This window comes from Janthinobacterium goodfellowi, from assembly GCF_051380695.1.
In the GTDB taxonomy this organism is placed as follows: Bacteria; Pseudomonadota; Gammaproteobacteria; order Burkholderiales; family Burkholderiaceae_D; genus Janthinobacterium.
Genome location: NZ_JBNYXN010000001.1, coordinates 779,982 through 801,615 on the forward strand (window position 1 = coordinate 779,982; position 21,634 = coordinate 801,615).

The window sequence follows — 21,634 nt, forward strand, 5'->3', positions numbered from 1 at the left end:
CTGACGCGGCGGGTGGGCAGGCAGGCACCCGCCGTTGCCCCGTTCAGGGGGGCGGCAAGCTGGCGCAATACCACTTGCACGGCATTAAACAACTGGTCTGTCTTTCCCCGAGCCAGCGTCTTTTTCCATCTTCCCTCTGTCGTTTTTTGATTGTCCAGTAGGACAACACGCCATTCGCATATGCCGCTGCGTTTTCTGTACGAAGTGGTATTGCCCACTTTGAGGCCACTTTAAAACCACTTGACCGCCTATTTTTTCAGCAGCATGCTGTTCTTGCAACTGCAAAAAACAAAATCACAGGGTAGCTTTTTATTGAAGCAGAGTGGTATTTCCGCAAACCTGAACAGGAGACAGCGTGGAAAATTTAATACTCAAAAAAACGATCAGGAACATGATGGTATGTCTGGCCAGCGGTGGCGTGCTGGCGGCATGCGGCGGTGGCGGCGACGCCAGCGCACCGGGTGGCTCGCAATTGCTGGCGGCCAGCACGGTCGTCGCCTGCGTGCCATGGCAGGAGGGCGGCACGTACAACGCGGGCACGGTGGTCACTTACCTGGGCGCCAATTACACGGCCCTGGTGACGCAGACCGACCACGTGGGCTCGGGCTGGAACCCCGTTTCCACGCCTAGCCTGTGGAGCGCGGGCGGCACCTGCGACGGCGGCACCACGCCGACCCCGACACCGACTCCCACGCCAACCCCGACGCCGACACCGACGCCGAATCCAACCCCGACACCCACGCCAACGCCAACGCCAACGCCGACTCCGACCGGCGGTACCTGCGCACTGGCGTGGGCGGCCGGCACGGCTTACAGCGCGGGCGCCACCGTCAGCTATGCGGGCACGAATTACCGCGCCAACTACTGGACGCAGGGCGACAACCCGTCGACCAGCAGCGGCGCCGCCGGCACGGGCAAGCCATGGACCAGCCTGGAGATCTGCAGCACCACGCCAACACCAACGCCCACTCCGACACCGACACCTACTCCAACGCCGACGCCGACGCCAACCCCGACGCCGACGGGCCGCGAAGTCGGTTCCTATTTCGCGCAGTGGGGCGTGTATGGCCGCGACTATGAGGTGGCGAACGTGCATTCGAGCGGCGTGGCCGACAAGCTGACCTTCATCAACTACGCTTTCGGCAATATCTATCCGAAAAACGGCGGCTACGAGTGCGGCATGATCACCAAGGCCGAGCCGGGCGCGACGAATCCGAATTCGCCGGACGCGGGCACGGGCGGCGATGCCGAGGCCGACTACATCCGCACGCCGAAGCGCACCGTCGATGGCCAGGCCATTCCGTGGGACGCACCGTTGTCGGGCAACTTCCTGCAGTTGAAAAAGCTGAAGGCGGCACATCCGAACCTCAAGTTGTTCATTTCCCTGGGCGGCTGGAGCTGGTCGAAGAACTTCTCCGTCGGTTCGGCCACCGATGCGCTGCGCAAGCAGATGGTGCGTTCGTGTATCGATATCTACATCAAGGGCAACCTGCCGGTGCAGGGCGGTCGCGGCGGTGCGGGTGCGGCGGCCAACATCTTTGACGGCATCGATATCGACTGGGAATACCCGGTCGGCGGCGGCCAGCCGTACAACACCGTCAGCCCCAACGACAAGCGCAATTTCACCTTGTTGATGGCGGAATTCCGCAGCCAGCTCGATGCGCTCGGCGCCGCCAACGGCAAGCGCTACCTGTTGACGGCCGCCGTCGGTGCCGGCAAGGACAAGATCGACAACACGGAACCGGCCCTGTACTCGCAGTACATGGACTGGATCAATCTGATGACGTACGACTTCCACGGCGGCTGGGAAACGAGCACCAACTTCAACGCCCAGCTGTTTGCCGACCCTGCCGATCCATCGACGGGCATGGCGCGCGAATACGTGGGCGACAAGGCGGTGCAGTACATGATTGCCGCCGGCGTGCCGCGCGACAAGCTGCTGCTGGGCATACCGTTCTATGGCCGCGGCTGGACGGGCGTGGCGCCGGGACCGAACGGCGATGGCCTGTACCAGGCGGCCACGGGCACGGCGCCGGGCACCTACGAGTCGGGCATCGAGGACTATAAAATCCTCGTCGCCAAGTCCGGCACGCGCTACTACCATCCCGTGACCAAGCAGCTGTACCTGTACACGGGTGCGGGCGGCCAGTGGTGGAGCTATGACGATCCGACCGTCATCGGCACCAAGGTGAAATACGTCAAGGACCAGGGCTTGCGCGGCGCGTTCTCGTGGGAACTCGATGGCGACGCGAATGGCGTGCTGGCGACCGAGGTGTGGAAGGTACGCTAACCGTGTGCTAGCGTAGCAGGATGCGGCCGGGCGGCATTGCTGCCCGGCCGCTTGTTCACATAAAAAAAGAGGAGACGGGTGATGGCGGCAGTATCGACATTGGGAGTAAACCATCCGGAACAGGAATTGAGCCGCGAGTGGCGCAGCTGGATCGCGGAAAACCTCATGCTGGGCAGCCATCCGTCGGCGCTGATGCCGGTGCTGCAAAAGGCCGGCATCACGGAAGCCCTGGCGCGCCGCGAAGTGGAGCTGGCGCTGCAGAGTCCCTACCTGGCCGGCGCCGTGCGCCTGTCGAACCGCCTGGCCAAGCGCGACTGGGTGATCGATATCCAGCGCAAGCTGAATCAGTTGCGCCCGCCCGAGATTCCGCGCCGCGACAAGCTGTCCGCGCAGGAATTCCTGGATGAATACTATTCGACCAACCAGCCCGTCATCATCACGGGCATGATGGATGACTGGCCCGCCCTGGCCAAGTGGAGCCCGGCCTACTTCCGCGAACATTTCGGGCAGCGCGAGGTGGAAGTGCAGTTCGGCCGCGAAGCGGATGCCCAGTACGAAATGAACAGCGTGGCGCACAAGCGCAAGATGGCGTTCGGCGAGTACGCCAGCCTGGTCGAGGGCAGCGGCGCGACCAACGATTTCTACATGACGGCGAATAACGATTCGCAGAACCGGCAAGCCTTGCGCGAGCTGTGGGATGATATCGGCCAGCTGCCCGAGTACCTGGAGCAGAGTGGCGGTCGCACGGGCTTCCTGTGGTTCGGCCCGGCCGGCACGGTGACGCCGTTCCACCACGACCTGACGAACAACTTCATGGCGCAGGTCAAGGGGCGCAAGCGGCTGCGCATCATGGCCGCCTGCGAGGTCGCGCGCGTGTACAACCAGCGCCACTGTTTTACGCCCGTCGACGGGCGCGCCATCGACCTGCAGCGCTATCCGCTGATGGCCGACGTGCAGGTGCGCGAATGCGTGCTGGCGCCGGGCGAAATCCTGTTTTTGCCCGTCGGCTGCTGGCATTTCGTCGAAGCGCTCGACGTATCGATGACGGTGGCGTTTACCAACTTCAAATGGGATAACGATTTTTACAGCAAGTATCCGCCGAATCACGACTTTTGATTGGTCTGCGCATTGCCGCGAACGCGCAGGGAACAGCCGCCGAACAGGCGGCTTTTTTCATGCCACGGTGCGCTTCCTGTATAAGATATTTCCATAGAATAATTGATTGAAATCATTTTGCAGCAATTATTTTGATATGAATGACCATGATGTTTCATTATCCAGATGGTCATGGCGGGCGGATAATTTTATGGCTGGTGCGCCGCCGGACACCTGAATGACTTGCCGGCGCGCCAGCACCGACAACCATCTGGAGGCGGCAGGGCATGAACACGCAGCAAATGACACAGTTACAGCAAGCACCGGCAAGTAGTACTGAACTCCAGCTCGACACGCGGCTGACCCGCGAAGCGGCCGAATTGCTGGCCCGCGCCGACATCCACCTGAATGGCCGCGCCGCCTGGGACATGCAGCTGCGCAAACCGGGCGTGCCCGAACGGGCTTTCGCCAGCGGCAACCTGGGCCTGGGCGAGGCCTACATGGATGGCGACTGGGATGCGCAGCAGCTCGACGAATTCTTTTGCCATTTGTTGCGCGCCAGGGTGGCCGACGACGTGCGCCCCATGCGCCTGGCTTTCCACGCGCTGTATGCGCGCCTGTTCAACCTGCAGACGGAGCGCCGCGCGTGGATGGTGGGCAAGGAGCACTATGACCTGGGCAACGCCTTCTATGCGGCCATGCTCGATCCGCGCATGACCTATACCTGTGGCTACTGGAAGGACGCCAGCAACCTGGCCGAGGCGCAGGAAGCCAAGCTCGATCTGATCTGCCGCAAGCTCAGGCTGGAACCGGGCATGCGCGTGCTCGACATCGGCTGCGGCTGGGGCAGTTTCATGCGTTATGCGGCGGAAAAATACGGGGTGCAGTGCGTGGGCGTGACGATTTCGCAAGAGCAGGTCGCCTACGCGCGCGGCATGCCGGGCGGAGAAAACCTGGACTTCCGCCTGCAGGATTACCGTGACACCAATGAAAAATTCGACCGCATCGTCAGCATCGGCATGTTCGAGCACGTGGGGCACAAGAACCACCGCACCTTCATGGAGGTGGCGCACCGCTGCCTGGAAGACGACGGCCTGTTCCTGCTGCACACGATCGGCAAGAACAAGCGCGATTCCGCGTGCGATCCGTGGATCGACAAATACATCTTTCCGAATGGCGACTTGCCCTCCATCGGCCAGATCGGCGACGCCATCGATGATCTGTTTGTCGCCGAGGACTTGCACAACTTCGGCGCCGACTACGACAAGACTCTGATGGCCTGGCACGCGAACTTTGAGCAGGCCTGGCCGCAGTTTGCGGCCCAGCTGGGCGAGCGCTTCCACCGCATGTGGTCCTACTATTTGCTGTCCTGCGCCGGCGCCTTCCGCGCGCGCGACCTGCAGCTGTGGCAGTGGGTCCTGTCGAAGCAGGGCGTATTGGGTGGCTATGCGCGGGTCAGCTGATATCATGGCTTGATGGATATCAATCAAGCGCGTACCTTCCTCGAAGTAGCTTCCTGCGGCAGCTTCATCATGGCGGCCGAACGCATGCACGTGACGCAGACGGCCGTCAGCGCCCGCATCCGCACCCTGGAGCAGCAGCTGGGCCGCCAGCTGTTCGTGCGCAACAAGGCTGGCGCGCGCCTGACCTCGGCCGGCGAGCGCTTCATGCGCCATGCGGCCACCATGGTGCAGGTGTGGGAGCGGGCGCGCCATCAGGTGGCCTTGCCGCCGGGACGCGACGACGCCGTCAGCATCGGCTGCGAACTGAGCCTGTGGCAGCCGCTGCTCGGCGACTGGCTGATACGCATGAGCCGCGACTGTCCCGAGATCGCCTTGCGGGCCGAAGTCGACAGTTCCGCGCGCCTGCTCGACGCCGTGCACGACGGCTCGCTCGACCTGGCCGTCCTGTACAACCCGCCGCAGCGCCCGGGCCTGGCCAGCGAACTGCTGGCCGAGGAAAAGCTGGTGATGGTCACCACGCGCGCCGACGGGCAGATGCATGCCGATACCTATGTATATGTCGACTGGGGACCCAGCTTCGCGGCCAACCACCAGGCGGCGTATCCTGAGCTGAGCAGCCCGCCCATCTCCATTTCCCTGGGGCCGCTGGCCCTCGTGTACCTGCTGGAAGTGGGCGGCGCCAGCTACTTTCGCATCGGCAGCGCGCAGCCGTATCTCGATGGGGGCTTGCTGTACCGCGTGCGCGATGCGCCCGAATTCTCCCATTCCGCCTACGCCGTGTATGCGGCCCAGCGCGACAACCCGACCCTGGACCGCGCCCGCGCCTGCCTGCTCGAGGTGGCGGAGAAGATCAAGTAAGCTCGACAGACGTAAAAAAGCCGACCCGTGGGTCGGCTTTTTGCTGTTTCAATCGCAGCGCTTAGTCGCGGCTGCCGCCAGCGAAGCCCAGCAAAGAGAGCAGGCTGGTGAAGATGTTGTACACGTCCAGGTAGATGCGCAGGGTGGCCGAGATGTAGTTGGTCTCGCCGCCGTTGATGATTTGCTGCACGTCATACAGGATGTAGGCCGAGAAGATGGCGATGGCGACCATGGAGATCACGATCGACAGTGCCGACAGGCCCAGGAAGATGTTCGCCACCGATGCCAGGATCAGCACGATCACGCCGGCGAACAGCCATTTGCCCATGGCCGAGAAGTCGCGCTTCGAGACCGTGGCGATCGTCGCCATCACGGCCAGGATGGTGGCCGTGCCGCCGAATGCCGTCATGATCAGCATGCCGCCGTTCGAGTAGCCGAGCGTGCGCGTCAGGATAGGCGTGAGCATCAGGCCCATGAAGAAGGTAAAGCCCAGCAGGACGGCAACGCCGAGGCCCGAGTTCTTGGTTTTCTCGATCGCGTACATGAAGCCGAAAGCGACGGCCATGAAGATGATGAAGCCCATGCCGCCGGTCAGCATCGGCAAATGCATTTGCACGCCGATGAAGGCGCCCAGCACGGTCGGTATCATGGACAGTGCCAGCAGCCAGTAAGTGTTGCGCAAGACCTGGTGGCGGACTTGCTGCATGCCCCCCGACAGGTCAAAGGTGCGTTGCATGTTCTGATTCATAGTGCCTCCGTGTTGTCAATTCAAATTACTACTTTGCCCAAGGATAGCATGGACCCCGGTTTTTACAAAAAAACCAGCTTAAGATTTCATTAAACTCAGGCAAGGGCGGAAGGTGCCCACCTGCCTGTCTGGGTGATATGGGGTGGAGTATGGTAAAATCAAAGGTTGATTGAGTTATCAATTTACCGTTTTAAACCTTTCTTTTTATTGGAGTTTTCACACATGGCAATCGAACGCACCCTGTCGATCATCAAACCAGACGCAGTTGCAAAAAACGTAATCGGTCAAATCTACACCCGTTTTGAAAACGCTGGCCTGAAAATCGTTGCAGCACGCATGACCCAACTGTCGCGCGAACAAGCTGAAGGCTTCTACGCAGCGCACAAAGAGCGCGGTTTCTTCAAAGACCTGGTCGACTTCATGGTTTCCGGTCCAGTCATGATCCAAGCCCTGGAAGGCGAAAACGCCGTTCTGGCCCACCGTGACCTGATGGGCGCGACCGATCCGAAGAAAGCAGAAAAAGGCACGATCCGCGCCGATTTCGCCGATTCGATCGACGCTAACGCCGTACACGGTTCCGACGCTGTCGAAGCTGCTAAAGTAGAAATCGCTTACTTCTTCCCAGAACTGAAGGCTTAATTGCCTTAGATAACGTTATTTCCTGGCGTTATCTGTGAAATAACTTATCACCCCCTGTTCCCGCTGCGCTGTGGTGCTTTGCCCCTGATGCGCGCGGGGACGGATTTTTAGAATAGACAAGATCATGAATACGACGACCCTCACCAACTTGCTGGACCTCGATCCCGCGCAACTCATCGCCTACTGCGCCGAGTTGGGAGAGAAGCCGTTTCGTGCGAAACAATTGCAACGTTGGATACACCAGTTCGGCGCCTCCGACTTCGACGCCATGACGGACCTGGCCAAGTCGCTGCGCGACAAGCTGGCCACGCGCGCCGAAGTGCGCGCCCCGGCCATCATCAGCGACCATACGTCGACGGACGGCACGCGCAAGTGGTTGGTCGACGTGGGCAATGGCAATGCCGTGGAAACCGTGTTCATTCCGGAAGAAAATCGCGGCACCCTGTGCATCTCGACCCAGGCCGGCTGCGCCGTGAACTGCCGTTTCTGCTCGACGGGCAAGCAAGGCTTCAACCGCAACCTCAGCGTTGGCGAAATCATCGGCCAGCTGTGGATGGCGGAATTCGAATTGCGTCGCACCAAGGGCATCGAACCGGGCCCGAAAGGCGAGCGCCAGATCACCAACGTGGTGATGATGGGCATGGGCGAGCCCCTGCTGAACTTTGAGCCGACCGTCACGGCCCTGAAATTAATGCTCGACGACAACGCCTACGGCCTGTCGCGCCGCCGCGTGACCCTGTCGACGTCGGGCGTGGTGCCGATGATGGACAAGCTGTCGCAGGAAGTGCCGGTGGCCCTGGCCGTCTCGCTGCACGCCTCGAACGATGCCTTGCGCGACGGTTTGATTCCACTGAACAAGAAATACCCGCTGAAGGAACTGATGGCGGCGTGCAAGCGCTACCTGGAATTCGCCCCGCGCGATTTCATTACCTTCGAATACTGCATGCTCGACGGCGTCAACGACAGCGACGAGCATGCGCGCGAACTGCTGGCGCTGGTGCAGGACCGCGAGTTCGGCGTGAACTGCAAGTTCAACCTTATCCCGTTCAACCCGTTCCCCGAGTCGGGCCTGTTCCGCTCGAAAAACCCGCGCATCAAGGCCTTTGCCCAGGTGCTGATGGATGGCGGCATCATCACCACCGTGCGCAAGACGCGCGGCGATGATATCGATGCGGCCTGCGGCCAGCTGGCCGGCGAAGTCAAGGACCGCACGCGGGTGCAGGAACGGATGAAAAAGATGACTGAGTATCAACAGAAATTTGGCGCCAATTTCGGCAAGATCGTGGAGATCCGCTCCTGATGAGGGAAAGCATGGCTTACCAACGCTCGCTTGCTGTGGCCGCTGTTTGCCTGGCTGTGCTGCTGGTCGGCTGTGCTTCCACCGCGGACAAGGAGCAAGCTGCATCTGTCGAGCAGCGCGCCGCCTTGCGCTTGCAGTTGGCCAGCGCCTATTATATGCAGGACCAGTTTGTGGTGGCGTTGGCCGAGGCAGAGCAGGCGGTGCAGCTGGTGCCGGACAATGTCCAGGCGCGCGGCATGCGGGCCCTGATTCTTGCCGCCCTGCGCCAACCTGGGGCTGCTGAAAAAGATTTTCTTTACGCATTGCGCCTCGCGCCCCACAATCCCGAGTTGAGCAATAATTATGGCCAGTTTCTGTGCCAGACCGGGCGCGCGGCGCAGTCGCTGGCGTATTTCGATGCCGCATTGCAAGATGCCGCCTATGGCACGCCTGAACTGGCGCTGCATAATGCGGCGGCGTGCAGCCTGGTCATGAAAGATTACCCGCGCGCCGCTGACTACTGGCTCAAGGCGGAGCGCATCGCACCTGGCGCGGCAATCACGTATGCCGGCCTGGTGCGCGTGTATTACCAACAGCAAGACTACCGGCAAGCGGCTCATTACCTTGAGCGGCTCGGTAAAGTAGCGACAATGGAGAGCCAGACGGCCGATGTGCTGTGGCTCGGGATCAAGGTGCAGCATAAGCTCGGGGATGCGGGTGCGGAAGCTGGCCTGGGTGCGCATTTGCGCAACCACCATTCCGGCTCCCCCGAATATGCTGCTTATCAAAATGGGGCGTTTGATGAGTGAGACAGGGATACCAATGAATTCAGAGTGGGCAGAAACGCCTCAGCAGCAGCCCCAGGGCAATCTTGCGTTGGCAGGTGCACAATTAAAGGCGCAGCGCGAAGCGCTGGGCTGGCCCGTGGAACAGGTGGCCGACCAGCTCAAGCTGGCGCCGCGCCAGGTGATCGCGCTGGAAGAGGGCGACATGGCGGCTTTGCCGAACCTGGCCGTGGTGCGCGGTTTCGTGCGCGCCTATGCCAAGGTGGTGCGTCTGGACGCGGCGCCGCTGGTGGCCATGATCGAAGTCCACCCGGCGCCGGCGCAAGACCCGGCCGCGCCCGTGCGGCGCGAGATTTCCGCCACGTTTTCCGAATCGCGCTTCCCGTCGATGACGCAGCGCTCGTCGAACCAGACTCCGCTCTGGATCGCCGGCGCCGTGGCTGTCGTCGTGGCCGCCGCCTTTGGCGCCTATAAACTCGGCTATGTGCCGGCGAGCCTGCTGTCCTCGCACGCGGAGAAGGAAACGGCGCATGCGGAAGTGGGCCCCGTGGAAACGACCCTGATCAAGCCGGGCCAGGACTTGACGCCCGTGCAGTCGCCGTCCGTGCCGCTGATTTCCGTGCCGCCGCCGCCAGGCAACGATACGCAGACGGGGGCGCCTGCCGCTACCGCCGCTTCGGCGCCGGCCGCCGCCGCAGTGCCGTCAGCCGCCGTTCCAGCTCCGGCGACAGCGACGACGGCCGCCGTCACGCCGCCCGCCGCTGCCGCTGTCCCTGCCGTGGGCGCGAATGCGCTGGTGCTGAAGGTGGAGCAGGATTCCTGGGTCGAGATCCGCCGTCCCGGCGCTTCTCCGCTGATTTCGCGCATGGTCAAGGCGGGCAGCACGGAAACGTTCGATATCACGGGTCCGGCCACTTTGGTGGTGGGCAAGCCGGGTGTCGTGCAGGCAACCTTGCGCGGCGCCAAGCTGGATCTGCCGACCGTGGCCGGTGGCACGATTTCCCGTGTCAGCATCAAATAATTGCAGTAATCGTTCAAGCAAACTCAGAAGATAATATTATGGCTACCTCGAAAACAGCGATCGGCTCCGGCCCATCCGGCCGCCGCGACAGCCGCAAGGTGCTGATCGCGCACGGCCAGCGCCAGATCTGGGTGGGCGGCGACGCCCCCGTGGTGGTGCAGTCGATGACGAACACGGATACGGCCGATGCCATCGGCACGGCGATCCAGATCAAGGAACTGGCGCGTGCCGGGTCGGAGCTGGTGCGCCTGACGGTGGACCGTCCGGAAGCGGCTGCGGCCGTGCCCTACATCCGCGAGCAGCTCGACAAGATGGACATCGACGTGCCGCTGGTGGGCGATTTTCACTATAACGGCCATACCCTGCTCAACGACTACCCCGATTGCGCGCGCGCGCTGTCGAAGTACCGCATCAATCCGGGCAACGTGGGCAAGGGCGCCAAGCGCGATACGCAATTCGCGCAAATGATCGAAGCGGCGTGCCGCTACGACAAGCCGGTGCGCATCGGCGTGAACTGGGGCAGCCTCGATCAGGCCTTGCTGGCGCGCATCATGGATGAAAACGCGGGCCGCGCCGAGCCATGGCCGGCGCAAGCCGTCATGTACGAGGCGCTGGTGACGTCGGCGATTGAAAACGCCGTGCGCGCCGAAGAACTGGGCCTGGGCCGCGACAAGATCATTCTGTCGTGCAAGGTCTCGGGTGTGCAGGATTTGATCGCCGTGTACCGCGAACTGGCGCAGCGCTGCGACTATCCGCTGCACCTGGGCCTGACGGAAGCGGGCATGGGCAGCAAGGGCATCGTCGCCTCGACGGCGGCCCTGGCCGTGCTGCTGCAGGAAGGCATCGGCGATACCATCCGCATTTCGCTCACGCCGGAACCGGGCGGCGACCGCACGCGCGAAGTCATCGTCGGCCAGGAAATCCTGCAAACCATGGGCTTGCGCAAGTTCGCGCCCATGGTCATCGCCTGCCCCGGCTGCGGGCGCACGACGTCGACCACCTTCCAGGAGCTGGCCGACAACATCCAGACGTATCTGCGCGAGCAGATGCCGGAATGGAAGAAATCGTATCCGGGCGTGGAAGCGATGAACGTGGCCGTCATGGGCTGCATCGTCAACGGTCCCGGCGAATCGAAGCATGCGAACATCGGCATCAGCCTGCCCGGCACGGGCGAGTCGCCAGCCGCCCCCGTGTTTGTCGACGGCGAAAAAGTCGTCACTCTGCGCGGCGAACGCATCGTCGAGGAATTCCAGGACATCGTCCTCAATTATGTTAAAAGCCATTACGGCGCAGCAGCGTAGGTCGGATTAGCGGGGCCGCCGAGGCGCTACGCGCGTAATCCGACAATCAAGTTAAAGCAAAGAAGAACACTATGTCCGAAAATAAAAAGCTCGATAAAATCACCGCCGTCAAAGGCATGAACGATATCCTGCCCGCCGACGCCCCGCTGTGGGAATTGTTTGAAAATACGGCCCAATCCGTGCTGCAAAGCTACGGCTTCCAGCAGATCCGCACGCCGATCGTGGAAGAGACGAAATTGTTCGCGCGCGCCATCGGCGCCGTGACCGATATCGTGGAAAAGGAAATGTATTCGTTCACCGATTCGATGAACGGCGACAATCTGACCCTGCGCCCTGAAGGCACGGCCGGCGTGGTGCGCGCCGTCGTCGAGCACAACCTCGTCTACGAAGGCCCGAAACGCCTGTGGTACAAGGGCCAGATGTTCCGCCATGAGCGCCCGCAAAAGGGCCGCTACCGCCAGTTCCACCAGTTCGGCGTGGAAGCCATCGGTTTCACGGGCCCGGATATCGACGCCGAGATCATCATGCTGTCGCGCCGCCTGTGGGACGACCTGGGCCTGGAAGGCATCCGCCTGGAACTGAACTCGATCGGCGACGCGGCCGAGCGCCTGCGCCACCGCGCCGACCTGATCGCCTACCTGGAAAGCCACAGCGAGCTGCTCGACGAAGAAGCCAAGCGCCGCCTGCACAGCAATCCGCTGCGCATCCTCGACACCAAGAACCCTGCCATGCAGGACCTGGTCAATGGCGCGCCGAAGCTGCTGGACTACCTGGGCGAGGAATCGCTGGCCCATTTCCACGGCGTGCAGAAGATCTTGAACCACAACAATATCCCGTTCACCATCAATCCACGCCTGGTGCGCGGCCTCGATTACTACAACCGCACGGTGTTCGAGTGGGTCAGCGACAAGCTGGGCGCGCAAGGCACGGTCTGCGCCGGCGGCCGTTATGACGGCATGGTGGAAATGTTCGGCGGCAAATCGACGCCCGCCGTCGGTTTCGGCATGGGCGTCGAGCGCCTGGTGCTGCTGATGAAGGATGCGGCCGAGCCGGAAGCGCCGGCCCAGTGCGACGTCTACCTGGTGCACCAGGGCGAGCAGGCAGGCTTGCAAGCTTTCGTGCTGGCCGAGCGGATTCGCGATGCGGGCCTGGACGTTGTGCTACATTGCGCAGCGAGCAACGGCGGCGGCAGCTTCAAGACGCAAATGAAAAAGGCCGATGCCAGCGGCGCGGCGTTTGCCGTGATCCTGGGCGACGATGAAATTGCCAACAATGTCGCGACGGTGAAAGCCATGCGCGAAGCCGATGCTGGCGCGCAGCAGAACACGGTGCCGTTCGACGATGTCGTCGATTACGTGGTGGACCAGATCATCGGCGACCACGATTGCGGCCACGACCACGGTCCTGGCGGCCACGTGCATCATCACCATTAATTTGCAGCAAGACCGTTGTACCCTCGATCAACTACTCATTCAAACTGACGACCCATGGCATACGATCACGAAGAACAAGAACAACTGGCAACCCTCAAGGCCTGGTGGCAGCGCAATGGCAATCTGACCTCCTGGGTCCTGATCGTGGCGCTGGCCGGCTACAGCGGCTGGGCTGGCTGGCAGTACTACCAGCGTACGCAGGCTGCGCAAGCGGGCCAGCTGTACGACGAACTGCAAAACGCCATCGCCGCCAAGGACACGGCCAAGGTGATGCGCGCGGCCGGCGACATGCAGTCGCGTTTCAGCGGCACGGCATATGCGCAGATGAGCGCCCTGGCCGCGGCCAAGGTGGCATTCGACGCGAACGACCTGAAAACGGCGAAGACCCAGCTGCAATGGGTGGCCGAGCACGGCACGGAAGAGTACAAGGCCATCGCCAAGCTGCGCCTGGCAGGCGTCCTGCTGGACGAAAAAGCCTACGATGAAGCATTGAAAGTGCTGGCGACGGCCACCGTGGCGCAATTTGCCGGCGCCGTGGCAGACCGCAAGGGCGACATCCTGGTGGCGCAAAACAAGCTGGCCGATGCCCGCACGGCCTACCTGGCCGCGATAGCCGCGACGGACAAGAACAATCCAGGCCGTCAACTGATTCAGGTCAAACTGGAAGCGATCGGCGGTACGGTACCGGAAGACAAGGCCAAGGCTGACAAGGCCGCCGCCTGACAGGAACACTGATGGTGCGGCCGCGCGGCGTTTGCGCCGCCTGCCTTGCCCTTACAAGTACAAGAAAAAGGTTGGATAACACTTATGCGTGTCACTGAAAAGCTGGTAGCTGCAAGTCTGTTGGCCCTGATGGCCGGTTGCTCGTCCTGGAACCCGTTCGCCTCGAAAGATCCGAAAGTCGAACCGGCCAAGCTGGTCGAGTTAAAATCGAGCATTGCCGTGCGCGACGCCTGGAAGTATTCGATCGGCAAGGCCGGCGTGTACGCGTTTACGCCTGCGCTCGCTGGCAACAGCCTGTACGTGGTCAGCGCCGATGGCGCGCTGGCGCGCCTGGATGCGGCCAGCGGCCGTGAAACGTGGCGCATCAAGGCCGGCAGCGACATCACCTCCGGCGCCGGCAGCGATGGCACGGTTGTCGCCGTGGGCGCCGCCAAGGGCGCCGTGCTGGCGTTTGACGCCGATGGCAAGCAGCTGTGGAAGGCGCAGGCGTCCAGCGAAGTATTGACGGCGCCCGTCGTGGGGCAGGGCGTGGTCGTGGTGCGCAGCGTGGACAACCGCATCGTCGGCTTCGACGCCAAGACGGGCGAACGCAAATGGACGGTGCAGCGCGCCACGCCGGCACTGACCTTGCGCAATGCGCCGGGCATGGTGCTGGGCGGCGCGAACATCTACGTGGCCCAGCCGGGCGGCAAGCTGCTGGCACTGACGGCGGCGACCGGTGTGGTACGCTGGGAGATCGTCGTCAGCGAACCGCGCGGCGCCACCGAACTGGAGCGCGTCTCCGATATCGCCGGCACGCCGGTGGTGTTCGAAGGCGAAGTGTGCGCCGTCACCTACCAGGGCAAGGCGGGCTGCTTCGATGCCGTCACGGGCGTGCCGCGCTGGACCAAGCCGATCTCGTCCGATGTGGGCGTGGCCGTCGACCAGCGTTTCGTGTTTGTTGCCGATGACCAGGGCGCCGTGGTGGCGTTCAGCCGCGAAGGCGGCCAGAGCGCCTGGAAGAATGAGGCGCTGGCGCGCCGCCGCCTGTCGACGCCGGCCTCCTACGGCCGCAGCGTCGCCGTCGGCGACTATCAAGGTTATATCCACTTCCTGTCACGGGAAGATGGCGCATTAATAGGTCGTGTCAGCACCGACGGTAGCCCGATTGTTTCGGCTCCCGTCGTTGCCGGTTCGAATTTGATTTTTCAAACCCAATCAGGGACAGTGACCGCTCTCGCGGTCGAGTAATACAATGAAGCCGGTAATTGCACTAGTAGGTCGACCCAATGTCGGGAAATCGACTTTATTCAATCGTCTGACCCGCTCGCGCGATGCGCTGGTGGCGGATTTGCCTGGGTTGACGCGCGATCGTCACTATGGCGAAGGCCGTGTCGGCGAACGTCCCTTCCTGGTCATCGATACGGGTGGTTTCGAACCCGTCGCCAAGGAAGGCATCATGCACCAGATGGCACTGCAGACCAAGCAGGCCGTGGCCGAGGCCGACGTGGTGGTGTTCATCGTGGACGGCCGTCAAGGCCTGACTCCGCATGACAAGACCATCGTCGACTTCCTGCGCAAGAGCGGTCGCCCGGTCTTGCTGGTGGTCAACAAAAGCGAAGGCATGCGCTACACGGCCGTCGTGTCCGAATTCTATGAATTGGGCATGGGCGATCCGTATGCGATCTCGTCGGCGCACGGCGACGGCGTCAACGACCTCGTCGAAGTGATGCTGGACCTGGCGTTCGCGCAGCGTCCGGACGAGCCTGAAGAGCTGGAAAAGACCGACCGCGGCATCAAGATCGCCCTCGTCGGCCGTCCGAACGTGGGCAAGTCGACCTTGATCAACACCCTGCTGGGCGAAGAGCGCGTGATCGCCTTCGACATGCCGGGCACGACGCGCGATTCGATCGAAATCCCGTTCGAGCGCGATGGCCAGCAATACACCCTGATCGACACGGCCGGTATCCGCCGCCGCGGCAAGGTGTTTGAAGCGATCGAGAAATTCTCGGTGGTGAAAACGCTGCAGTCGATTTCCGAAGCCAACGTGGTCGTGCTGATGCTCGACGCGCAGCAGGATATCTCGGAGCAGGACGCGCATATCGCCGGCTTTATCCTGGAATCGGGCCGCGCGCTGGTGGTGGCCGTGAATAAATGGGATGGTTTGCAATCGCACCAGCGCGATGAAATCAAGATCGATATCGACCGCAAGCTCGATTTCCTGTCGTTCGCGCAGATGCATTTCATTTCGGCGCTGAAGGGTACCAACATCGGTCCATTGATGAAGTCGCTCAACGCCGCGTATGCGGCCGCCATGTGCGACCTGTCGACGCCGAAGCTGACGCGCGCCCTGATCGAGGCCGTGGAGAAGCAGGAACCGCGCCGCAAGGGCTCGATTCGTCCGAAGCTGCGCTATGCCCACCAGGGCGGCATGAACCCGCCTGTGATCGTTATTCACGGCAATGCGCTCGACGCCGTTGGCGATCCGTACAAGCGTTATCTGGAAAAACATTTCCGCGATACGTTTGCCCTGGTTGGCACGCCGTTGCGCATTGAACTGCGCACGGGTAAAAATCCGTTTGCACGCACGCCAAGCAAGTAAAATTAAGTGCATATTAAGGCGCCGCAGAGATAATGCGGCGCCGATAGCCAATTCAATGGCTTTTGCACGGAAATAATAAAGTGTTAATGCGCCATGCGCGACAGCGATCGCGAAAACAGGTTACAGTAGCTATGACGCATCTTTCTTTCTTTGAAAGGTGTGAGAGCACTTGAAATCAAGCGAGTCGCCTCCAATTCTTACACAACAACATAAACAACGGAGCTGTTATGAGCAACAAAGGGCAACTGTTACAAGACCCATTCCTCAATGCATTACGCAAAGAGCATGTTCCTGTCTCGATCTACCTGGTCAATGGCATTAAATTGCAGGGCCATATCGAATCGTTCGATCAATATGTCGTATTGCTGCGCAATACGGTGACACAGATGGTGTACAAGCATGCCATCTCGACAGTGGTGCCGGCCCGTGCCGTCAATCTCAATATTGAATCTGAAGCGGAGTAAAGCGTTGAGCTTGACGGCCCAGCGCCTTTCACCGTCCATCGCCCCCGTCCGCGCCAGCGGCGCTGATGCGTTTGCATCGTCGTCGGCGTTCGCACCAACTCATCAGATGCCATCATGCGCGCGGCACTAGTCGGGGTTGACTTCGGTCACAGCGACTTCGCCGCCAGCATGGAGGAACTCATGCTGTTGTCGCGTTCGGCTGGCGCGGACCCGATTTCCACCATCACGGCCAAGCGTTCCAGCCCCGATTCCGCGTATTTCGTCGGCAGCGGCAAGGCCGATGAAATTGGCGACGTCGTCGTCAACGATGGCCTGGAAATTGTCATCTTCAATCACGCCCTCTCGCCCGCCCAGCAGCGCAATCTGGAAAAGCGCCTGAATGTGCGCGTGCTCGACCGTACCAGCCTGATCCTCGACATCTTCGCGCAGCGCGCCAAGAGCCACGAGGGCAAGCTGCAAGTCGAGCTGGCCCAGCTGCAGCATCTGGCCACGCGCCTGATTCGCGGCTGGGCCCACCTGGAACGGCAAAAGGGCGGTATCGGCTTGCGCGGTCCCGGCGAGACGCAGCTCGAGACCGACCGCCGGCTGATCGGCGACCGCGTCAAGGCCTTGCGCGCGCGCCTGGAAAAGCTGCATAAGCAGCGCGAAACGCAGCGCCGCGCGCGCGGCCGCAATCACACATTCTCGGTGTCCCTCGTCGGCTATACCAATGCCGGCAAGTCGACCCTGTTCAATGCCGTGACCAAGGCCGGCGTGTATGTGGCCGACCAGCTGTTCGCCACCCTCGACACCACCTCGCGCCGGGTTTACCTGGGCCAGGAAGTGGGCAATGTGGTGATCTCCGACACGGTCGGCTTCGTGCGCGAATTGCCGCACCAGCTGGTGGCCGCCTTCCGCGCCACGCTCGAAGAAACCATCCATGCCGATTTGCTGCTGCACGTCGTCGACGCCGCGTCGCCGGTACGCATGGAGCAGATCGAGCAGGTTAACCTGGTCTTGAAAGAGATCGGCGCCGATCATATTCCGCAAATCCTCGTGTGGAACAAGATCGATGCGGCCGGGCTGGAGCCTTCGGTGGAACGCGACGAATATGCTACGATCAGTCGCGTGTTCGTCAGTGCGCAGAAGGGCAGCGGGCTCGACCTGTTGCGCGATGCGATCGTCGAAATGGCCAGGAAGGCGCCCCGTTCGGCGCACCTGTATCAGAACGACGAAGCACCGCAGGAAGATCAGTTTGACGGTCAGTACGACCAGCACGATGGCGCCGCCCCGGACCAGGACGAAGAGCCTGGCGAGGACGATAGGATTTCCACCCACTCCCAAGTCGGAACACGATAGTTATGCTTGTCTCCCTACTCAAAAAAACAGGCTTGAAGTTGTCCCTGAACGATCCCCGCTGGGGCAATCGCAAGGACGACGGCAAGAAAGCCCAAGAAGGCAAAAAGCCCGGCGAAGGTCCGCCGGACCTCGATCAGTTGTGGCGCGATTTCAATCAGCGCCTGAACGCCTTTTTCGGACAGAAGAACCGTCCCGACAACGGCGGCAATAACAACGGCGGCGGCAGCGGCCCGCGTCCCGACATGAAGGGCGCCGGCATCACCGCCGGCGTCGTTGGCGTGATCGCCGTCTTCATCTGGCTCGCCAGCGGCGCCTTTATCGTGCAAGAGGGCCAGAACGGCGTCGTGCTCACGTTCGGCAAATACAGCCACACCACGCCGGCCGGTTTCAACTGGCGCTGGCCGTACCCGTTCCAGACCGACGAAACCGTCAACGTGTCGCAGGTGCGCACGGTGGAAGTGGGTTACCGCCAGTCGCTGCGCAACAAGCAGGCCAGCGAATCGCTGATGCTGACGGACGATGAAAACATCATCGACATCCAGTTCGCGGTGCAATACACGCTGAAAGATCCCGTCGCGTGGCTGTTCAACACGCGCGACCAGGAAGACACCCTGCGCCAGGTCGCCGAAACGGCGATCCGCGAAGTGGTCGGCCGCAGCAAGATGGACTTCGTCTTGTACGAAGGCCGCGAAAAGGTCGCCTACGATACGCAGCAGCTGATGCAGCAGATCCTCGACCGCTACAAGGTCGGCGCCGTCATCACCAACGTGACGATGCAGGCCGTGCAGCCGCCGGAGCAGGTGCAAGCCGCCTTCGACGATGCCGTCAAGGCAGGCCAGGACCGCGAACGCCAGAAGAATGAAGGCCAGGCTTACGCCAACGACGTCATTCCGAAAGCCCGCGGCGCCGCATTCCGCCTGATGGAAGAAGCCGCCGCGTACAGCGCGATGGTGACCGAGAACGCCGCCGGTAACGCGTCGCGCTTCAAGCAGGTGCTGGTCGAGTATCAGAAGGCGCCGGTCGTCACGCGCGACCGCATGTACCTCGAAACGATGCAGCAAGTGTTCAGCAGTGCCAGCAAGGTCATGGTCGACGCGAAGACGGGCAGCAATCTGCTGTACCTGCCGCTCGACAAGCTGATCGCCCAGACGGCCGCCACCGATGCCGCCGCTGCCGCCGCCCGTGCTGCCGCGACACCCGCAGCCAACACCGTTTTGCCACAGGAAGCCATGCAGACAGTTGAAGTCAATCAGCGCCGCGACAGCCGCTCTTCGCGTGAACGGGAGAGCCGCTAATGAACCGTATCGTAGCCGCCCTGATCGCGGGCTTTATCGCGATCATGCTCTTGTCCTCGACCGTGTTCGTGGTCGACCAGCGTAAGTATGCGGTGGTCTTCGCCCTCGGCGAAGTCAAGGAAGTCATCAGCACGCCGGGCCTGTATTTCAAGCTGCCGCCGCCGTTCCAGAACGTGCTGTACCTGGACAAGCGCATCCTGACCCTGGACACGCCGGAGCCGGAGCGCTTCATCACGGCCGAGAAGAAGAACATCCTCGTCGACGCGTATGTGAAGTGGCGCATCGCCGACCCGCGCCTGTATTTCCGCAGCTTTGGCGGCGATGAAAAGCCGGCCCGCAACCGCATGTCGCAAATCGTCAAGGCGGCGCTGAACGATGAAATCACCAAGCGCACGGTGCGCGAAGTGATCTCGGGCCAGCGCGGCAAGGTGATGGAAGCGATCCTGGCGAAGGTCTCGGCGGAAGCCAAGGCCATCGGCGTGGAAATCGTCGACGTGCGCCTGAAGCGCGTCGATTACGTCGAGCAGATCAACAACTCCGTGTACGAGCGCATGAAGTCCGAGCGCGTGCGCGTGGCCAACGAGCTGCGTTCGACCGGTTCGGCCGACTCCGAGAAAATCCGCGCCGACGCCGACAAGCAGCGCACGGTGATCCTGGCCGAAGCGTACCGCGAAGCCGAGAAGATCCGCGGCGAGGGCGACGCCAAGGCATCGCAGATCTACGCGGAAGCGTTTGGCAAGAATCCGGAGTTCTACAAGTTCTACCGCAGCCTGGAAGCCTACCGCGCCACGTTCAAGGACAAGGGCGACGTGATGGTGGTCGATCCGAGCTCGGAATTCTTCAAGTACTTCAAGGGCGGCGGCGCAGCCGGTTCGGCCAAGAAGTAAGGCAGCATCGACACTGCACCCGGCCGCAAGGACGGGTGCGGCAGCAGCGGGGCCGGCATCGATGCCGGCCCCGTTTTTTTGTGCCCGTCTAGCTGTTGCGGGAAGGCGTAAAATGCGGTGTTTTTGGGGCCGTGCGGCAGCGTTTCGGACAACTTATCCCTAAAGGCCCGTGTTTTCGCGTAAAATATCAGGTTCGGCCTCTTGCCTGGCGCGCCCGCCGCTGCCTCGCATGATGCATTTTTTCAACTTTCTTCCGTATCTCGCTCCCTCATGCCGAATTGGCTTTTGCCCGAAAATATTGCCGATGTTCTGCCGTCGGAAGCGCGCAAGATCGAAGAGCTGCGCCGCCTCATGCTGGATAATTTCCGTCTGTACGGATATGAACTGGTAATGCCGCCGCTGCTCGAGTATCTGGAATCGCTGATGACCGGCGCTGGCAAGGATACCGACCTGCGCACGTTCAAACTGGTCGACCAGCTGTCGGGCCGCATGCTCGGCCTGCGCGCCGACATGACGACGCAAGTGGCGCGCATCGACGCCCACCTGCTCAACCGTGCCACCGTCACCCGCCTGTGCTACGCCGGCAGCGTGCTGCATACCCGTCCGTCGGGCCTGCACGCCACCCGCGAACCGCTGCAGATCGGCGCCGAAATCTATGGCCACGCCGGCCTGGAAGCGGATGCCGAGATCCAGGAACTGGCGCTCGCTTCGCTGGCACTGGCCGGTTTCGATGCGGTCCGCCTGGATTTGTCGCACGTCGGCCTGTTGCGCGCTATCATTGCGCAAGACGCCGCCGCCGGACGCGACGAAGCTGCGCTGTATGCCTTGCTGCGCGCGAAAGATGCGCCGGGCCTGCGCGCCCTGACCGCATCCTACGATGCCGTCACGCGCGATGCGCTGCTGGCCTTGCCGAACCTGTACGGTGACATCGATGTGCTGGCGCGTGCGCGCGAAGTGCTGCCGCCGCTGCCGGGCGTGCTCAAGGCGCTGGCCGAACTGGCCGCGCTGGCAGGATCCGCCCTGGGCCGCGCCGAAGTGGCGATCGACCTGGCCGACCTGCGCGGCTACCAATATGAAAGCGGCGCGATGTTTGCGCTGTATGTACCAGGCTTGCCGAACGCGGTTGCGCGCGGCGGCCGTTATGACCACGTCGGCGAAGCGTTCGGCCGGGCACGTCCCGCGACCGGCTTCTCGCTCGATTTGCGCGAACTGGCGCGCCTGTTGCCGACCGCGGAACGGAAGCATTCGATCCGCGCGCCGTGGGGCAGCGCGCCAGAATTGAAGGAAAAAATCGCCGAGTTGCGCAAGGCGGGCGAGGTCGTGATCCAGAGTATGCCGGGTCACAGTAATGAACAAGACGAGTTCGAGTGCGATCGCGTGCTGGTACTTGCCGATAATGGTAGTAGCTGGATTCTTAAAAACTTAGGTTGAGTG

The 21,634-nt window shown here is 62.0% G+C and carries 19 protein-coding genes; 18 read left to right on the forward strand and 1 reads right to left on the reverse strand.

Features of this window, described 5'->3' with window-relative positions; genetic code table 11:
- The first annotated feature begins 391 nt into the window (after window positions 1-391).
- The 4 genes from ACQ4WQ_RS03460 (at window position 392) to ACQ4WQ_RS03475 (ending at window position 5,706) form a co-directional block, all read left to right on the forward strand.
- Window positions 392-2,290, forward strand: a complete 1,899-nt coding sequence (locus tag ACQ4WQ_RS03460) for a glycosyl hydrolase family 18 protein (protein WP_436494698.1) — start codon at window positions 392-394, stop codon at window positions 2,288-2,290.
- 81 nt (window positions 2,291-2,371) lie between these two features.
- The gene (locus tag ACQ4WQ_RS03465) at window positions 2,372-3,406 is read left to right on the forward strand and encodes a cupin-like domain-containing protein (RefSeq protein WP_436494700.1); all 1,035 of its coding nucleotides are present in this window, start codon (window positions 2,372-2,374) and stop codon (window positions 3,404-3,406) included.
- 281 nt (window positions 3,407-3,687) lie between these two features.
- On the forward strand, window positions 3,688-4,848 hold the full coding sequence (gene cfa, locus ACQ4WQ_RS03470) for a cyclopropane fatty acyl phospholipid synthase (protein ID WP_436495950.1): 1,161 nt from the start codon (window positions 3,688-3,690) through the stop codon (window positions 4,846-4,848).
- 12 nt (window positions 4,849-4,860) lie between these two features.
- On the forward strand, window positions 4,861-5,706 hold the full coding sequence (locus ACQ4WQ_RS03475) for a LysR family transcriptional regulator (protein ID WP_436494702.1): 846 nt from the start codon (window positions 4,861-4,863) through the stop codon (window positions 5,704-5,706).
- Window positions 5,707-5,767: 61 nt separating this feature from the next.
- Here the strand turns inward: ACQ4WQ_RS03475 and ACQ4WQ_RS03480 are convergent, their stop codons facing one another.
- Complete coding sequence (locus ACQ4WQ_RS03480; protein ID WP_034752039.1) at window positions 5,768-6,454, reverse strand: Bax inhibitor-1/YccA family protein; 687 nt, start codon at window positions 6,452-6,454, stop codon at window positions 5,768-5,770.
- A 222-nt stretch (window positions 6,455-6,676) separates the two neighbouring features.
- Between ACQ4WQ_RS03480 and ndk the strand changes: the two genes are divergently transcribed.
- The 14 genes from ndk (at window position 6,677) to ACQ4WQ_RS03550 (ending at window position 21,631) form a co-directional block, all read left to right on the forward strand.
- Window positions 6,677-7,093: a nucleoside-diphosphate kinase gene (ndk, locus tag ACQ4WQ_RS03485; RefSeq protein ID WP_070223377.1), complete on the forward strand. Its 417-nt coding sequence runs from the start codon at window positions 6,677-6,679 to the stop codon at window positions 7,091-7,093.
- Between the two features lie 124 nt (window positions 7,094-7,217).
- Window positions 7,218-8,393, forward strand: coding sequence for a dual-specificity RNA methyltransferase RlmN (gene rlmN, locus ACQ4WQ_RS03490; protein WP_436494704.1), 1,176 nt, complete (start codon window positions 7,218-7,220; stop codon window positions 8,391-8,393).
- 11 nt (window positions 8,394-8,404) lie between these two features.
- On the forward strand, window positions 8,405-9,181 hold the full coding sequence (pilW, locus tag ACQ4WQ_RS03495) for a type IV pilus biogenesis/stability protein PilW (protein ID WP_070223384.1): 777 nt from the start codon (window positions 8,405-8,407) through the stop codon (window positions 9,179-9,181).
- Between the two features lie 67 nt (window positions 9,182-9,248).
- The gene (locus tag ACQ4WQ_RS03500) at window positions 9,249-10,178 is read left to right on the forward strand and encodes a RodZ domain-containing protein (protein ID WP_436494706.1); all 930 of its coding nucleotides are present in this window, start codon (window positions 9,249-9,251) and stop codon (window positions 10,176-10,178) included.
- Window positions 10,179-10,216: 38 nt separating this feature from the next.
- The gene (gene ispG / locus ACQ4WQ_RS03505; protein WP_326459251.1) at window positions 10,217-11,479 is read left to right on the forward strand and encodes a flavodoxin-dependent (E)-4-hydroxy-3-methylbut-2-enyl-diphosphate synthase; all 1,263 of its coding nucleotides are present in this window, start codon (window positions 10,217-10,219) and stop codon (window positions 11,477-11,479) included.
- Between the two features lie 71 nt (window positions 11,480-11,550).
- The gene (gene hisS / locus ACQ4WQ_RS03510; RefSeq protein ID WP_076566952.1) at window positions 11,551-12,912 is read left to right on the forward strand and encodes a histidine--tRNA ligase; all 1,362 of its coding nucleotides are present in this window, start codon (window positions 11,551-11,553) and stop codon (window positions 12,910-12,912) included.
- Window positions 12,913-12,966: 54 nt separating this feature from the next.
- Entirely contained in the window at window positions 12,967-13,635 is a 669-nt protein-coding gene (locus ACQ4WQ_RS03515) for a tetratricopeptide repeat protein (RefSeq protein ID WP_326459252.1), read from the forward strand.
- An 84-nt stretch (window positions 13,636-13,719) separates the two neighbouring features.
- On the forward strand, window positions 13,720-14,865 hold the full coding sequence (bamB, locus tag ACQ4WQ_RS03520) for an outer membrane protein assembly factor BamB (RefSeq protein WP_326459253.1): 1,146 nt from the start codon (window positions 13,720-13,722) through the stop codon (window positions 14,863-14,865).
- 4 nt (window positions 14,866-14,869) lie between these two features.
- The gene (gene der / locus ACQ4WQ_RS03525; protein WP_070221915.1) at window positions 14,870-16,216 is read left to right on the forward strand and encodes a ribosome biogenesis GTPase Der; all 1,347 of its coding nucleotides are present in this window, start codon (window positions 14,870-14,872) and stop codon (window positions 16,214-16,216) included.
- A gap of 227 nt (window positions 16,217-16,443) precedes the next feature.
- On the forward strand, window positions 16,444-16,680 hold the full coding sequence (gene hfq / locus ACQ4WQ_RS03530) for an RNA chaperone Hfq (RefSeq protein WP_008450615.1): 237 nt from the start codon (window positions 16,444-16,446) through the stop codon (window positions 16,678-16,680).
- A 114-nt stretch (window positions 16,681-16,794) separates the two neighbouring features.
- The gene (hflX, locus tag ACQ4WQ_RS03535) at window positions 16,795-18,018 is read left to right on the forward strand and encodes a GTPase HflX (RefSeq protein ID WP_436494710.1); all 1,224 of its coding nucleotides are present in this window, start codon (window positions 16,795-16,797) and stop codon (window positions 18,016-18,018) included.
- Between the two features lie 2 nt (window positions 18,019-18,020).
- Entirely contained in the window at window positions 18,021-19,313 is a 1,293-nt protein-coding gene (gene hflK, locus ACQ4WQ_RS03540; RefSeq protein ID WP_436494712.1) for an FtsH protease activity modulator HflK, read from the forward strand.
- Window positions 19,313-20,200, forward strand: a complete 888-nt coding sequence (gene hflC / locus ACQ4WQ_RS03545; protein ID WP_034752023.1) for a protease modulator HflC — start codon at window positions 19,313-19,315, stop codon at window positions 20,198-20,200. Before hflK ends, hflC begins: the two co-directional genes overlap by 1 nt.
- 270 nt (window positions 20,201-20,470) lie before the next feature.
- Entirely contained in the window at window positions 20,471-21,631 is a 1,161-nt protein-coding gene (locus tag ACQ4WQ_RS03550; RefSeq protein WP_326459257.1) for an ATP phosphoribosyltransferase regulatory subunit, read from the forward strand.
- Window positions 21,632-21,634 lie beyond the last annotated feature (3 nt).

Coding starts and splice junctions, on each gene's coding strand:
- rlmN (WP_436494704.1), top strand. CDS start 7,218: ATGAATACGACGACCCTCACCAACTTGCTGGACCTCGATCCCGCGCAA.
- hisS (WP_076566952.1), top strand. CDS start 11,551: ATGTCCGAAAATAAAAAGCTCGATAAAATCACCGCCGTCAAAGGCATG.
- ACQ4WQ_RS03465 (WP_436494700.1), top strand. CDS start 2,372: ATGGCGGCAGTATCGACATTGGGAGTAAACCATCCGGAACAGGAATTG.
- ACQ4WQ_RS03475 (WP_436494702.1), top strand. CDS start 4,861: ATGGATATCAATCAAGCGCGTACCTTCCTCGAAGTAGCTTCCTGCGGC.
- ispG (WP_326459251.1), top strand. CDS start 10,217: ATGGCTACCTCGAAAACAGCGATCGGCTCCGGCCCATCCGGCCGCCGC.
- bamB (WP_326459253.1), top strand. CDS start 13,720: ATGCGTGTCACTGAAAAGCTGGTAGCTGCAAGTCTGTTGGCCCTGATG.
- ACQ4WQ_RS03480 (WP_034752039.1), bottom strand. CDS start 6,454: ATGAATCAGAACATGCAACGCACCTTTGACCTGTCGGGGGGCATGCAG.
- ACQ4WQ_RS03515 (WP_326459252.1), top strand. CDS start 12,967: ATGGCATACGATCACGAAGAACAAGAACAACTGGCAACCCTCAAGGCC.
- cfa (WP_436495950.1), top strand. CDS start 3,688: ATGACACAGTTACAGCAAGCACCGGCAAGTAGTACTGAACTCCAGCTC.
- pilW (WP_070223384.1), top strand. CDS start 8,405: ATGGCTTACCAACGCTCGCTTGCTGTGGCCGCTGTTTGCCTGGCTGTG.
- ndk (WP_070223377.1), top strand. CDS start 6,677: ATGGCAATCGAACGCACCCTGTCGATCATCAAACCAGACGCAGTTGCA.
- ACQ4WQ_RS03460 (WP_436494698.1), top strand. CDS start 392: ATGATGGTATGTCTGGCCAGCGGTGGCGTGCTGGCGGCATGCGGCGGT.
- hflC (WP_034752023.1), top strand. CDS start 19,313: ATGAACCGTATCGTAGCCGCCCTGATCGCGGGCTTTATCGCGATCATG.
- ACQ4WQ_RS03550 (WP_326459257.1), top strand. CDS start 20,471: ATGCCGAATTGGCTTTTGCCCGAAAATATTGCCGATGTTCTGCCGTCG.
- hflK (WP_436494712.1), top strand. CDS start 18,021: ATGCTTGTCTCCCTACTCAAAAAAACAGGCTTGAAGTTGTCCCTGAAC.
- der (WP_070221915.1), top strand. CDS start 14,870: ATGAAGCCGGTAATTGCACTAGTAGGTCGACCCAATGTCGGGAAATCG.
- hflX (WP_436494710.1), top strand. CDS start 16,795: ATGCGCGCGGCACTAGTCGGGGTTGACTTCGGTCACAGCGACTTCGCC.
- hfq (WP_008450615.1), top strand. CDS start 16,444: ATGAGCAACAAAGGGCAACTGTTACAAGACCCATTCCTCAATGCATTA.